This is a genomic window from Leptospira ainazelensis, assembly GCF_016918785.1.
Classification (GTDB): domain Bacteria; phylum Spirochaetota; class Leptospiria; order Leptospirales; family Leptospiraceae; genus Leptospira; species Leptospira ainazelensis.
Map to the genome: position 1 here is coordinate 70,466 of NZ_JAFFPT010000038.1, position 13,873 is coordinate 84,338.

Consider the following 13,873-nt stretch of genomic DNA (forward strand, 5'->3'; position numbering starts at 1 on the left):
CGACGAAGTCACTCAGTTTTCGATCGTTTATAAATCCTTATTCGCCCGAAATGCTCACGCAGGTTTTTGTACAAGCAAACGTTCCGGTGGAAAGTCCCGTTATCTGAGAAAGCCCGCTTTGGTTACAGGTTCCCGATGAATTTCGATTTGTCCAATAAGATCGGTTACAGTCCATAAGACAAGCCTTGGCACGATCCGTAAATTTTACGAAGGTCGCCGAGTTTACCAAGGAAGTACAGTAATTCTGATAAGTCCCGAGAGTAGCGCTCCCGCTAAACAAGGTTACGATCCCGATTTCCGAAAGTGGAGTGGGGAGATCGGGGGCTTGATCCAAACAAGATTTTGCGGCGTGTAATGACGCGATACAGGATTGGATCGGATCCGTGGGAGGCAACAAAAGGTATTGAAGAATCACACGCTTTTCGTTGTCTCGATTGAAACTGTCGTCGTCGTTTGGCAAGTTATTACAATTCAAAACCCAATTCATTACAAAAAGAATCACGATCAGATTTCCGATCCATTCTTTCCATTGCGAGAGCAGATTTTTTTTCATCAGAATTTCACCTCGATCCCCAGGTTGAAGAATGGAATCACCATACCACCCGGTAAAGTCAGGGTACCGAACGTTTGGTTCGGTTTCGGATTCGTAGCGGAGTAAGGGCGCGTAACGTCGAAGCTCTCGCCGGAAACGTTCTGTCTCATGTAGACGTTGATGACTTCGAAGAACGTGTTTACATAACCCCATTCGTAGTTTAAGAATCTATCAAAACGAATATCCAATCGATGATAATCCGAAAGACGTTTTGTGTTTGTGTGATCGGCGAGATAAGGATTGTTTGCGGATTGAGAAACCCAAATGATCTGTCCGTTTGCAGGATTTGAAAAAGCTCCGCCGTCGTCCCCTACGATCGGAGTGATCGGAGTGGAAGTCAGATAAGACCATCTCGCACCGAACTGCCATTCCTGACTGAATCTCCAACCGAAAACAACGTTCATGATATGAGTCCGATCGTAGTCATACAAAGTCTCTTTCGAGTTGTGATAGGATTGAGCGAGAAGTCTTTGTTCCGGCCCGGTGGCGACGGGAGCCATCAAACCGTCCGGTTTGTATAGATTCGGATTTCTGAATGTTTGGGACCAGGTGTAAGAGATCCAACCGAACCAATCTCTGGTTCCGGGGGCCGCGGTTTTACGGAGTACGAATTCGTAACCGTGGGAACGACCGCTTCCGTTATTGGAATAATTCAGAGGTTTGTTAAGAATGTAGGGTTGAGCGACTTTCCCGTACTGGTCGGGATTGGTTCCAATAAATTCCGTAATATAAGGATCGGATACGATCAAGTTGGAGAATTCCTGTTTGAAAACTTCCCCTTTGACCTGCCAATCGGAAGTGATCTGTTGATCGATCCCTCCGCCGTATTTTACCGCTTTTTGAAATTTTAGATGAGGATTCCCACTCTGTTCGGAAAATTGAGTGCTCAGAGGAAAGTTATAATGTTCACCTCCGCCTCCAAAGATCGTAGTTCCCTTTCCGAGTCCTTCAAACTTATAGGAGATTTGTGCTCTTGGACCCAAGGCCCCATTCTTAATATAAGGAATATAATCGTATCTGGCTCCGGGTTCTATGAGTAAACCGCCGAACTTGATTTTCAAAGTTGTATAAGCGTTATAGTTTTTGCTGCGGACGCGATTCGTATCGGGAACGGTTCTAAAATCAGGACTCGCCGTATCGTAAGGGTTCGGATCCGGATTGTTAGGATCGGATTGTTGAATCGTAGTTCCGGAGGTTTTGTAATTGAGAAAACGAACCTCGGAACCGAATTCGAGGGAAAGGTGTTTGTTCGGATCCCAATACGCGTCTTGTCGAATTCCGTTATAGGCTCCGCTTGCCCTTTGTTTTGCCTTGATAGAACCCAAAGCCACGTTAAAATCCGTAAACGGATCATAGCTGATCACTGTGATACGATTGGAGAATTTTTCGGAAGCTCTCCAAGTATAACGAAACGCCTGCGTTCTATAACCTTGACCCGCCGAAAGATTTCCACCGGCAAACGCGGCTAACTGATCTTTGGTGGGATCGTTCTGAGGTTTTGCCGGAGGATTTAAGGCAAAGTCGTCCTTTGCGGTCAAAGAATAGAATGAGATCTGGTGTTGATCGTTGAAGTTATAGACCATCTTTACTTGAGAATCGGTATAACGGGGAAGACGAACTCCGTCGGGGAGCAGACTCCCGCCGGAAAGATTGCCTAACGTTTCAAACGTTTTGTCGATATACCCGACCTTAACCGCGCCCAGGATATAACCTTTTCCGCCTGCAAATGTGGTTTGGTAGTTTGCGGAAGCCGCCCAAAGAGAAGTCAAAAAATTTCCGGAAGATTTTTGGACCTTATCGGGGGATTCGATTTCGATCACCCCGCCGAGTGCGTTGTTAAAATTCGAAGGAAGAACTCCGGTATAAACGTCCATGGACTTGATCAGGTTTCCGTTGATCGTAGCGGTCAAACCGTCGAAGTGAAACGGATAGAGAATCGGAAGATCGTCATACAAATAGAGATTTGTGTTAGGATCGGCTCCGCGGAATACGTAGTTGCTCGCGCCCCCGCCAAAGGCGGAAACGGGGACCACGCCGGGAATGGTTTCGATCGAACGAAGAGGTTCCCCAAACGTTCCGGGCATACGTTTGATTTCTTCAAAACGAAGTTTGGTCCGGGACATGAGTTGTTTTTCTCTTTCACCGGTGACGTTGATCCCGCCCTTACTGCTTACGCCGCTGAAGGAGGCCGGGTCCGTGTAGATCAAAACCGTGTCCGAAGATTCTCCGATTTCCTGACGAATCTCCTGCATTCCGGTATCTCTCAAGATCCGAAACGTGTAATTCCCGGAGGAAGGAACCACACCTTCAAAATAACCTTCCGCGTCCGTTTGGTAGAATTTTTTAGTTTCAGAAACACGGACGCTCACGTTCGCCTCTCCTGAATTTTTACTGCGAGAATAAATACGGGCGCGAAACGAGACTTCCGCAAAAAGTTCTCCGGCGGGGAAGGCAAGAAGAATGACCAATAAGTTTCTAATGAGTTTCATCATCTGCCTTTCTATAATTTAGTTTTTACGAAAGTTTCTTGGAAGTTGAGATACCAAGGAATATCGTCCAGAGGTTTATCAACATAGAGCAAAACGCAGGCAAAGGGATACGAAATAAAAGGGCATTCCGATCTTGTGATCGCAATCGTACAGAGATCGAGATTCTTTTGTTGGACGTCTTCGAAGACGAGCGGAAAAGGCGCAGGAATCGGAGTCCCGCATTTGTTGGCCAAATAATTCGCCGCCGCATAGATCTGACTCTGCGAATCGTTGGGATGAACCACTTCGGGTCGAACGCAGTTTTGCGAAAGGAAAATGATTCCCATCATCCAAACAAAGAAGAATGTTTTGAATTTCAGTTTTTTATTATATTCAAACATATTAATTCTTTTTACCACCAACCGAAATTCCGCCCGATTCCGGCGGAGGATTGGATGTTTTTTTTCCACCAACTGAGATCCCGCCCGATTCTTGGGAAGAATCCGAAGATTTCTTACTCCCAACGGAAATTCCTCCGGAGGAAGGGGAATCCGATTCCGCTCCGGCCGAGGATGGATTTTTCGCGGCTTCAGCGTCTTTCTTTTGTTGTTCAAGTTTCAGTTTTTCGGCTTCTTCCCGATTTCCGATGACGTTGCCTTTGACTTTCAAAACGGAAACGGTTCCCAAAGGAAACATAACGTGAGTTTCGTGCCAGACTTTGATGTTGACGATACTTCTTCCGCCCGGAACTTTTTGGACCGCTTGACTAAGGGCGTAGTCGATGCTGATCGGATTTGTGATCGGAATCATACCGAATACAAAAAATGTCGAGGATTCTCCGATGGATTCTTCCAAAACGTCGTAACCGGAAGTTCGAATGATCGTCGCGGAATCATAGATTCCCGGAGAACGTACTCGGCCGCCGGGAGAAAAAAGCGTGGCCCCCATACAATTCGCAAAAATCGTAAGAAGGAGAATTGAAAAGATTCCGTTTCCGAAAAAACGAAAGAGCTTTTTATTTGGTTCTCTTTTTACCGGATTCATTGAGTTGATCCTCGAATTTTATCGCTTCCGCATTGATATGCAGTCTGTTCACGGTAATAAAAAGAAGAATGTATTTATCAGTCCAGTAACGGATGTTTATCAGCGCGTCCGCTTCTTTTTCAGCTAACATCGAATTGACGAGCTTGTCGATCGGAGGTTCCGAAAGTGGAACTCCCACGATCGCCATGTCGAAGGTGTTCCAACTTTTATGACCCTCGACCGGACCGATGACCTTGTATTTGCGATCGGCGACTGGAATATTACTAGTAGCCATTCCTGCGGACGAAGTAGCGCAATTCGCAAGAATGAATAAACAAAGAATAAAAGCGAAAATCTGAAACGATCTCATGATACCTGCCTGCAACCGGGGTAAAATCAGTATCCCTTGAAAGACCGATTTTTATATAAAATCTTCCAATCGGACAATATATCTACCAGATACTATCTGCCAGATATACGAGCAAGAATAAATTCTTAACCGAAAATTACGAACCGAATTCCTTTGATAATTGTAATCTGCATTTTTGGGAAAGAATGACAAGCTCATAGAAAAAAAGTTTCGTTTCGCGAAAAAATACGGCTCAAAAAAAGAAAAATCAGATCGAATTCAGAGGGATTTTTGGGAACAAATTCGGAACTTGTTCGGTCCGGTGAGGGTCACTTTTGATTTCGTTTTCTATATTCTTGGATCAATTTTTCGGCGGCTTGGAAGGAACTGATTTTATGTTGGCTTACCTTGTCTTCCATTTCCTGATAGAGATTTTTCATCCGAGAATAAAAGTCTCCCATCAAATGTTCCGCAACGGTTTCTTCCAGCCAATATTTCGCCTGATCGGTTCTGCGGATCTCAAAGTATCCGTTGGACTTTAGAGTTTTCTCATATTCTAATATTTGTGTCCAGATTTCGGAGATTCCTTCCTTGGTTACGGCGGAACAGGAAAGCACCTTCGGGATCCAACCGTTTTCGTTCGAAGGAAAAAAATGAATCGCGGATTGTGTTTCGACTCGGGTGAGTTCCGCCCTTGTCCTGTTTTCTCCGTCGGCCTTGGTTACGGCGAAAAGATCCGCCATTTCCATAATTCCTCTTTTGATCCCTTGGAGTTCGTCTCCGGCGCCCGCGATCAATAAAAGCAAAAACAAATCGACCATGGAATGCACCGCTGTTTCGGATTGTCCGACTCCGACCGTTTCCACAAAGATCGTATCAAAACCCGCGGCTTCGCAGAGATAGATCGTTTCCCTTGTTTTACGCGCGACTCCTCCCAAAGAATCTCCGGAAGGAGAAGGGCGGATAAACGCGGATTCGTTTTTGGATAACTCAAACATTCTCGTTTTGTCTCCGAGAATACTTCCTCCCGAAATTTGACTCGAAGGATCGATCGTAAGAACCGCGAGTTTTTTTCCTTGAGAGAGTACGTGCATCCCGAAGGCTTCGATGAACGTACTCTTTCCGACTCCGGGAATTCCGGTGATCCCGATTCTTACTGAATTTCCGGAATGAGGAAGACAGGCGTCTACGATCTTTTCTGCGAGTTCCTTGTGGGCGGGTAGAGAGCTTTCGACGAGCGTGATCGCGCGAGCAAGAATCATCTTGTTTCCGGAAAGAATTCCCTTTACGAATTCTTCCGCCGAAGGAAGGGCCTTTCTTCGAATTCCGGTCGATCGGACTCCGCCGGAAGAAACTCCCGATGATTCTAACCCGCTCAAAAGATTCTTCCTAAACTTTTACTTTAGAAGATTCTAAATCTTTAATTAAAAGTTCTAAGATATCTGCGGCAGCCTTGGAAATTTTTGTTCCCGGTCCGAAGATTCCGGTAACTCCCGCTTTGTAAAGAGTATCGTAATCCTGTTGCGGAATGACTCCTCCGGCGATGACCATGATATCTTCTCTTCCGAGTTTTTTGAGTTCTCCGATGACTTGTGGTACGAGAGTTTTGTGACCCGCGGCTAAACTCGAAACTCCAAGGATGTGAACGTCGTTTTCCACGGCTTGTTTCGCGGCTTCCGCAGGCGTTTGGAAGAGAGGTCCTATATCGACGTCAAAGCCCATATCGGCAAAACTCGTGGAGATAACTTTGGCTCCTCGATCGTGTCCGTCCTGACCCATCTTCGCGACCATGATTCGAGGACGTCTTCCTTCGAGAGACGCGAACTTGTCCGAAAGTTCTTTGGCTCTTTTGAAATCGGGATCGTCTTCGATTTCGGAAGAATAAACTCCCGAGATCGAGCGGATCGTTGCTTGGTATCTTCCGAATACTTTTTCCATAGCATAGGAAATCTCCCCGAGGGTCGCTCGTTTTCGAGCGGCGTCCACCGCCAATGCGAGAAGATTTCCTTCTCCGCCTCCGGCGCATTTTGTGATCGCATCCAACGCGGCGGTCACATCGGCTCCGTTTCGATTCTTCTTTAACTCCGCGAGTCTGCGGAGTTGCGATTCTCTCACTGCTGTATTATCGATATCTAATATGTCTAAGGGTTTTTCCTCGACGGCCTTGTAACGGTTGACACCCACGATCACGTCTCGTCCTGAGTCGATCTTCGCTTGTTTGCGCGCGGCTGCTTCTTCGATTCTCATCTTAGGAATTCCGGTCTCGATCGCTTTTGCGATTCCGCCTAACTTCTCGACTTCTTCGATGAGTTCCCAAGCGCGGTGAGCGAGAGAATGGGTTAGAGATTCCACGTAGTAGGAACCTCCCCAAGGATCGACGACGCGGTGAATGTTAGTTTCTTCCTGCAAAAAGATCTGAGTGTTTCTCGCAATTCTCGCGGAGAAATCGGTGGGAAGCGCAATCGCTTCGTCGAGTGCGTTTGTGTGAAGGGATTGTGTATGTCCCAAAGAAGCGGCCAACGCTTCGATACAAGTCCTCGCAACGTTGTTAAACGGATCTTGTTCGGTCAAACTCCAACCGGATGTCTGACAGTGAGTTCGGAGCGCGAGCGACTTTAAATTCTTAGGATTGAATTGTTTTACAAGTTTGGCCCAAAGAAGACGTCCGGCTCTCATCTTTGCGATTTCCATAAAGTGATTCATTCCGATCGCCCAGAAAAAAGAAAGACGAGGCGCAAACGTATCCACGTCCATTCCCGCTTTGATTCCGGTTCGAAGATATTCGAGTCCGTCCGCAAGAGTGTAGGCAAGTTCTATGTCTGCGGTTGCTCCGGCTTCCTGCATGTGATAACCCGAGATCGAGATCGAGTTGAACTTGGGCATAAAGTCCGAAGTGTATTTGAAAATATCCGCGATGATTTTCATCGATGGAAGAGGAGGATAGATGTAAGTATTCCGAACCATAAACTCTTTCAGAATATCGTTCTGAATCGTTCCGGAAAGTTTGTCCGCGCTCACACCCTGTTCTTCCGCGGCTACAATATAAAACGCTAATATAGGAACTACGGCTCCGTTCATCGTCATCGAAACCGACATCTGATCCAGAGGAATCTGATCGAATAGAATCTTCATGTCGAGAATCGAATCGATCGCGACCCCGGCCTTACCGACGTCGCCGACGACACGTTCGTGATCGGAATCGTATCCTCTGTGAGTCGCCAAGTCGAATGCAACCGAAAGACCTTTTTGTCCGGCCGCCAAGTTTCTACGATAGAATGCGTTGGATTCTTCCGCCGTAGAAAATCCCGCGTATTGACGGATCGTCCAAGGTTGTTGGACATACATCGTGGAATAAGGCCCGCGCAAATAAGGAGGAATTCCCGCGCCGTAGTCGAGATGTTCCATTCCCGCCAGATCTTCCGCGGTATAAACCGGTTTTACGGGAATTTTTTCGGGAGTGTTCCAGATCTTCGGATCGATCGAGCCAAGACCTAACTCATCCAACGCGGCCTTTTCCCAAACGGATTTGGAAACGGTTTTGTTTCCCTGTGGCGTATAACGTTTTGAATTAAAACTCGGACGTTTCATTGGATGCCCAGCCTTTTCTGAATGGTTTTCAGAGTTTCTAAATGTTGGGATTTGACGTGGATAAACAATTCGATTCCTTTTGTTTTGATGGAATCGATCTGTTCCACGGGATTTCCCGCTACGATTCCCAATAGATTTGAGTTTTGTTTTTTGAGAACGCCAAAGACGGAATCCACAAGACCGGGAATTTCTTCGTCACTGGAACAAAAAACTACCACGTCCGCGTTGTGCTCTTTCAAACCTTGCAAGGCTTCTTCCGGTGTCGTATAACTTCCCGGATCGACGACTTTGTAACCCGCGCAGGCGAGAAAGTTTTGCGAGAAGATGGCTCTTGCCTTTTTCATCTTCAAGTCTCCCATCGGAAGCAGAAGCACCGTGGGAGTTTTCCCGTTCTTTTTTGCAAAACTTTCGGTCTTGATTCGAATCTCTTCGATTCCCGCTCCCGCTCTAAACTCCGGGATGACTTCACACGTGATTTCTCCGGCGACCGATTCGATCGTTCCCGGAAGCCCGTGCACGTTGAGTTCGCTTACGGGAATTCGATCTTCTCCATTCGGATATTGATTGGTTCCGAGAAGAATTTCTTTACGGATCGCGAGATTGTCTTCTTTCTTCTTTCTCGACTCGGAGATTTTCTTTTGGACAATCCCTTTTTTTACGGCTTCTAAGAATCCGCCGGCGGATTCGATTTCGCAGAAAATTTCCCAGGCTTTTTTTGTGATCGAATCGGTGAGCGATTCGATATAATACGAACCCGCAGATGGATCGACGACCTTGTCGACGTGCGATTCGTGTTTCATGAGGAGCTGGATGTTTCTCGCGATTCTCAGAGAAAAAGAATCAGAAGTTTTTAATATACTATCGTAAGGAGAAACGTTGATCACTTCACAACCGCCGATCGCCGCGGACATCGCTTCCGTAGTCGCACGAAGCATGTTTACATTCGGATCGTAAGCGCTGTAGTTGTAACGGCATGTGTGAGCGGATAAGAATGCGTGCAGGGAAGATTCTTCCTTTGGTTCAAATTCTTTCAGAATTTCCGCCCACAAAATTCTCGCGGCGCGAAACTTTGCGATCTCTAAAAAGTAATCGGGACCGATGGAGAATTCGAAGATCAACTGAGAAGCGATCGTATCCACGGACATTCCCGCTTCTCGAAGTTGTTGGACATACTCCGCGGCGGCGGATAACGTAAAGGCCAATTCTTCGGAGATCGTGGAACCCGCGTCTCGGAAACTGGAAGAATAGACGCTGAGTCCTCGGAAATGCGGCCAAGTCGAAGCAAAGGATTCTAAGATTTCCTTGAGCGCGGAAGTCGAATGTTTTCCCGATCGTCCGTGTTTGAGAAGAATCCGGAACGGATCATATCCGAGTCCGCCTACAAGAACCTTGCCTTTGGGAAGCCAGGAGAAAATCTCCGGAGATTTTTCTTCCGCGATGAAGTGAAGCGTTACTTGGTCCAAGGGAAGCCCTTCGATCAACGCTTCTAAGTCCTTGGAAGAATTTACCGGAATTCCCTTTTGTGGGGAAGTTTTGTTTTCGATGATAAATCCGATTGCGGTTACGCCGTTTTTCGCCGCGTCTTTTGCCAGACGATTCGCTTCCGCGACGGAAGAAGAATCAAAGTCCTGACGGATGCTCCAATCTTGGACGAGTTTTCTTGTGGATCTCGCAAAAGGGAACGTTCCGGGAAGATTGGAAGTCAGCCATTGTTTATCGTTGATGTCTTCTTTTGTATAAACGGGCTGGATCTTAAATCCTTCCGTAGTTTCCCAAACCAGTTTTTTCTCAAAGTCCGCGCCCTTGAGATCTTTTTGGATGACCGCCATCCACGCTTCCCGAGTGACCGGGGGGAAGTCGGTAAATAATTTCTCGTTTGCCATTTTGAATGTTTCTCTTTTTTGAAAAGGCCCTACAAAGTTCTCTTTCTAGGGAACCTTGCAAAACCCTGGTGTAAAGTCAAAAACCCCTTCTCAATTTCCATTTTTGGTTTTGAGATAGTGGGGAACGGACGCTAAAATCGAAAGTGTAAGAGTTCCTACGATCACTCCTAAAGAGACAAGGATTGGGATATGAATCTCGTGTCCGAAAACGTAAGGAGAAAAAAGAGGAAGAAGAAGTTTTACTCCGACGAACGCGAGCAGAACGCTCACCCCTTTTTTGAGAAATACAAAAAGTTCCATCACACCCGAGAGCATAAAGTAGAGGGAACGAAGCCCGAGAATCGCAAAGATATTCGAAGTATAAACGATAAAGGCGTCCGTCGTGATAGAAAAGATCGCAGGAATCGAATCCAAGGCGAACATGATATCGCTGAACTCGACGACGAGCAACGTGATAAAGGTGGAAGTAAAAAGATAATTCCCGTGTTCCTTAACTACGAACTTCTCCGGGTGATGCACGTGTGTCATAGGAAGAAATTTTTTCGCGAACTTGATGATCGGAGAAGATTCCGGATGAAAGTCTTCCTCTTCTTCCTTGTGAACATACATCTTCACGGCGGTATAAAGAAGAAGAATTCCGAAAAGATATAGGATCCAACTGAAAAGAGAAATGAGTTCGGCTCCGACAAAGATCATAAACGCGCGGAAGATCAAGGCTCCGATGATTCCCCATTTAAGAATCAGAGGTTGATACTGAGGTGTGATCCGAAACTTCTGAAAAACCATGATAAAAACAAAAAGGTTGTCCACGGAAAGAGAATATTCCAAAAGATAACCGGTGATAAATTCAAGAGCTTTTGTTTTTCCCGCTTCCGGATCGTTCGGACCGTGGTCCATGACAAGAATCAAAATACTGAATGAAATCGCGAGACTAAACCAGAAAAGAGACCAGTAAACCGATTCTCGGAGAGGAATTTTGTGAGCTCGTTTGTTGAGAACAAAGAGATCGAGATAGATGAGCAGTCCCAAAACCACCGTAAAAATTCCAATTAACGTCAATTCTCCGGAGTTTACTTGGTTCATTTATCCCTCTTGATTTTTCCGATTCTGGATGACAGAATCCAGGCTCTGTACAAAATTACAATCCCAATTCCCAAGAAGAAGGTTCAGATGATTCTACTGTTATTTTCCGTCGCTTCCATCGCACACTTGCTCGCACTCTACTTTGCTCCGGGAGAGATCGCGCTTAAAATAGGAACCAAAGTTATTCCCATTTTGATCTTATTACTTTTCTCTTTTTTGGAAGGGAACTGGAAAGATCGTTCCGGAAAATACATTTTTATCGGTTTGATCTTCTCGCTTTTTGGAGATACATTCTTAGCGCTCCCGGGAAATTATTTTGTCTTCGGGCTCGGTTCTTTTCTTGTCGCACAGATTTTATATTCGGTCGGATTTTCGGCGGGGAATCCGGTGCATCTCGTCCGACTGATTCCTTACGCTCTATTCGGAATTTCATTCTACATTTGGATTCTTCCGGGAATGGGAGCGTCTTTGTATATTCCCGTAGCCGTCTATGTAAGCGCGATCTGTGTGATGGGCTGGAGGGCCGCTTCCAGAGAATGTCCAAGACCCGAGTATTGGAAATCGTTTTTCGGATCTTTGATCTTCATCTCTTCGGACAGTTTGATCGCTATGGGAAAATTTTTGTCCCTTCCGATTCCTTGGATCGGAGTTTGGATCATGATCACTTATTACGCGGCTCAGTTTCTGATCTATGAATCCGTGGAAGAAAATTAAATAATTATTGATTCAGTCTGTAACTTCACTAAGATAGCAAAGAAATCGGGAGAATCTTTATTATGAATATTAAACCCTTAAAAGAAACTACATTTTTAGAAGCGGTCGCCGCCGCGATTCAACACGAAAAGGATTACTTCGAGTTTTATATGAGCACGTATGAAAAGCTTCCTCCCGGAAATACGAAAGAGCTTTTCGAAAGACTCGCCGAAGAAGTGGACGATCATATCAAATTTATTACGGAATTGTACGAACAAGCCGAAGGTTCCGAACTTCCGAATTTAAAACAGCTCACCGCGATTCATAAGTTTCACGATTCTACTCTTCAGAGAATGATGAACAAGGTGGAGAGAACGATCTCCGGTCCGGGAAGTAAGGACGCTCACGAAGCTCTGGAACTCGCGATCCGGGAAGCGGAAAACAGCGTTTCTTTTTATGAAAAACTCGCGAACAAGTTCGAAGACGTAAATATCAAATCCCTTTTCACAAAACTTAAGGATTACAATCATAACTACCAGTCGCTTCTCGAAACTGAATTGAACGGCCTGGATCAATCCGGGTCCGGACAACAAGGAACCTTCTTCTGGGATGAACAGGCGGAAGAGGTCGCAAAAGCTGAAACAAAACCTGCGAAAAGTTCTGCGGACCCGGCTCCAAAAAAACCAAAGGCTCCCGTTGCAAAACCAACCCCGGTCGTAAAACCGGCTGCAACTGCGAAAAAAACGGCAACTCCCGCTCCCAAAAAAGCGGAGAGTAAACCCGTAGCCAAAAAGGCCGCGCCTAAGAAAAAAGCCGCCGTGAAAAAGTCTTCACCGAAACCGAAAAAGACGGTTAAGAAGTCCGTTCCTAAAAAAGCGGCTCCGAAAAAAAAGGTAGCTCCCAAAAAGAAAGCGGCGACGAAGGCTAAGAAAAAAAGGTAACCGTAAGAATGCAGTCCGCCGCGATCACCGATTGGAAGGAAATCCAAGATCTTTATCCCGTGAACCAGGAAATGATCTGGTTGAACAATTGTGGAACCACTCCTTGCAATTCCGACACGATAGATACGGTTCAAGAATATTTGGAAGGTTACGCCAAAAAAGGGGTATTGACCGAAGTTCGCAAGTATTCAAACGTAAAACATTCGATTCGAAAGATCGTGGCCGGACTGATCAACAGTGATCCGGAAGAACTCTGCGTCATTCACAACACAAATGAAGGAATGAACTTTCTTTCCCTCGGGTTTCGTCTCAAGACAGGGGACGAAATTCTTCTCTTAGAAAACGAATACCCGAGCAATATCTATCCTTGGGAACACTGGAAGGAAAAAGGTGTGAAGATCGGAACCATTCCGATGGCGACCACACCGGATCAATTTCTGGATAACCTCAAAGCTGCGGTTTCTTCGCAGACAAAGATCGTAGCGCTTTCCGCCGTACATTGGTGTACGGGAATGCCGTTCCCGCTCGAAGAGATTGGAAACTTCCTGGATTCCAAAGGAATCGACTTTGTCCTAGATGGCGCGCAGGGAGTTGGCCTCGTTCCGATCGACGTAAAAAAGATGAAGCTGAAATACATCGCCTTTCCCGCGTGGAAATGGTTACTCGGTCCTTTAGGACTCGGGATGTTGTACATCCAACAAGATAAGATCGATACACTTGCGTTTCCGTTTAAGGGGACCGGTTCCGTGACAAACGACGAGATTTATCTGCCGTATCGTGCGGAAATCAAACCCGGCGCGGATCGTTACGAAATTTCTACGGGGAATTTTATAGACTGGGTTTACTTTCAGTCGACTCTGGAGATGCTTCAGAAAATCGGATTTCATTCCGTGATGGAAAGAATCTACGAACTCGCCGATTATCTTTCGGAAGGAATGAGAGGAATCGGATTCCAGATGGAACTTGACCACTTTCCGGATTATAGAACCGGAATCGTAGTCGGTTATAAAGAAGGAATTTCGATGGAAGAACTCGTTTCTTATCTCAAGAAGAATGGAGTGATGTGCGCCCTTCGTCTGGGAAAAGTTCGATTCTCACCGCATATCTACAACCGAAAAGATCAATTGGATCGGGTGGTGGAATTGCTTGGAAATTTTCCTCAGTAAAAATAAAAGTTTGTCCAGAGACCTAAAATGTAGGAGCTGTAACAAAAAATTCCTATCAGCGCTTAATTTCGAACTCTGAAATAAAAA

At 45.9% G+C, this 13,873-nt stretch carries 12 protein-coding genes; 3 read left to right on the forward strand and 9 right to left on the reverse strand.

The window, feature by feature from the left end; all coding sequences use genetic code 11:
- Positions 1-37 precede the first annotated feature (37 nt).
- From JWG44_RS10450 to JWG44_RS10490, 9 genes are all read right to left on the reverse strand, one after another.
- Positions 38-553, reverse strand: a complete 516-nt coding sequence (locus JWG44_RS10450; protein WP_205274897.1) for a hypothetical protein — start codon at positions 551-553, stop codon at positions 38-40.
- The gene (locus JWG44_RS10455) at positions 553-3,081 is read right to left on the reverse strand and encodes a TonB-dependent receptor plug domain-containing protein (RefSeq protein ID WP_205274953.1); all 2,529 of its coding nucleotides are present in this window, start codon (positions 3,079-3,081) and stop codon (positions 553-555) included. Before JWG44_RS10455 ends, JWG44_RS10450 begins: the two co-directional genes overlap by 1 nt.
- A gap of 11 nt (positions 3,082-3,092) precedes the next feature.
- Positions 3,093-3,410: a hypothetical protein gene (locus tag JWG44_RS10460; protein WP_408611949.1), complete on the reverse strand. Its 318-nt coding sequence runs from the start codon at positions 3,408-3,410 to the stop codon at positions 3,093-3,095.
- Between the two features lie 52 nt (positions 3,411-3,462).
- The gene (locus JWG44_RS10465) at positions 3,463-4,104 is read right to left on the reverse strand and encodes a hypothetical protein (protein WP_205274899.1); all 642 of its coding nucleotides are present in this window, start codon (positions 4,102-4,104) and stop codon (positions 3,463-3,465) included.
- A complete protein-coding gene (locus JWG44_RS10470; RefSeq protein WP_205274900.1) occupies positions 4,076-4,453 on the reverse strand; it encodes an LIC20211 family lipoprotein in 378 nt (125 codons plus the stop codon). Before JWG44_RS10470 ends, JWG44_RS10465 begins: the two co-directional genes overlap by 29 nt.
- Before the next feature lie 308 nt (positions 4,454-4,761).
- Positions 4,762-5,811 carry a methylmalonyl Co-A mutase-associated GTPase MeaB gene (gene meaB / locus JWG44_RS10475; RefSeq protein WP_205274901.1) on the reverse strand — a complete coding sequence of 350 codons (1,050 nt, stop codon included), beginning with the start codon at positions 5,809-5,811 and terminating at the stop codon, positions 4,762-4,764.
- 10 nt (positions 5,812-5,821) lie between these two features.
- Positions 5,822-8,020 carry a methylmalonyl-CoA mutase gene (scpA, locus tag JWG44_RS10480; RefSeq protein WP_205274902.1) on the reverse strand — a complete coding sequence of 733 codons (2,199 nt, stop codon included), beginning with the start codon at positions 8,018-8,020 and terminating at the stop codon, positions 5,822-5,824.
- The gene (locus tag JWG44_RS10485) at positions 8,017-9,903 is read right to left on the reverse strand and encodes a methylmalonyl-CoA mutase family protein (RefSeq protein WP_205274903.1); all 1,887 of its coding nucleotides are present in this window, start codon (positions 9,901-9,903) and stop codon (positions 8,017-8,019) included. The genes scpA and JWG44_RS10485 overlap by 4 nt, the downstream gene beginning before the upstream one ends.
- 90 nt (positions 9,904-9,993) lie before the next feature.
- Positions 9,994-10,986 (reverse strand): TerC family protein, encoded by a 993-nt coding sequence (locus JWG44_RS10490; RefSeq protein WP_205274904.1) that lies wholly within the window; start codon positions 10,984-10,986, stop codon positions 9,994-9,996.
- Between the two features lie 87 nt (positions 10,987-11,073).
- Here JWG44_RS10490 and JWG44_RS10495 point away from each other — a divergent pair, with 87 nt between their 5' ends.
- The 3 genes from JWG44_RS10495 to JWG44_RS10505 all read left to right on the forward strand — a co-directional run bounded on the left by JWG44_RS10495 (position 11,074) and on the right by JWG44_RS10505 (position 13,786).
- A complete protein-coding gene (locus tag JWG44_RS10495) occupies positions 11,074-11,700 on the forward strand; it encodes a lysoplasmalogenase (protein ID WP_205274905.1) in 627 nt (208 codons plus the stop codon).
- A 62-nt stretch (positions 11,701-11,762) separates the two neighbouring features.
- Positions 11,763-12,620, forward strand: coding sequence for a ferritin-like domain-containing protein (locus tag JWG44_RS10500; protein WP_205274906.1), 858 nt, complete (start codon positions 11,763-11,765; stop codon positions 12,618-12,620).
- Between the two features lie 8 nt (positions 12,621-12,628).
- Positions 12,629-13,786: an aminotransferase class V-fold PLP-dependent enzyme gene (locus JWG44_RS10505; RefSeq protein ID WP_205274907.1), complete on the forward strand. Its 1,158-nt coding sequence runs from the start codon at positions 12,629-12,631 to the stop codon at positions 13,784-13,786.
- Positions 13,787-13,873 lie beyond the last annotated feature (87 nt).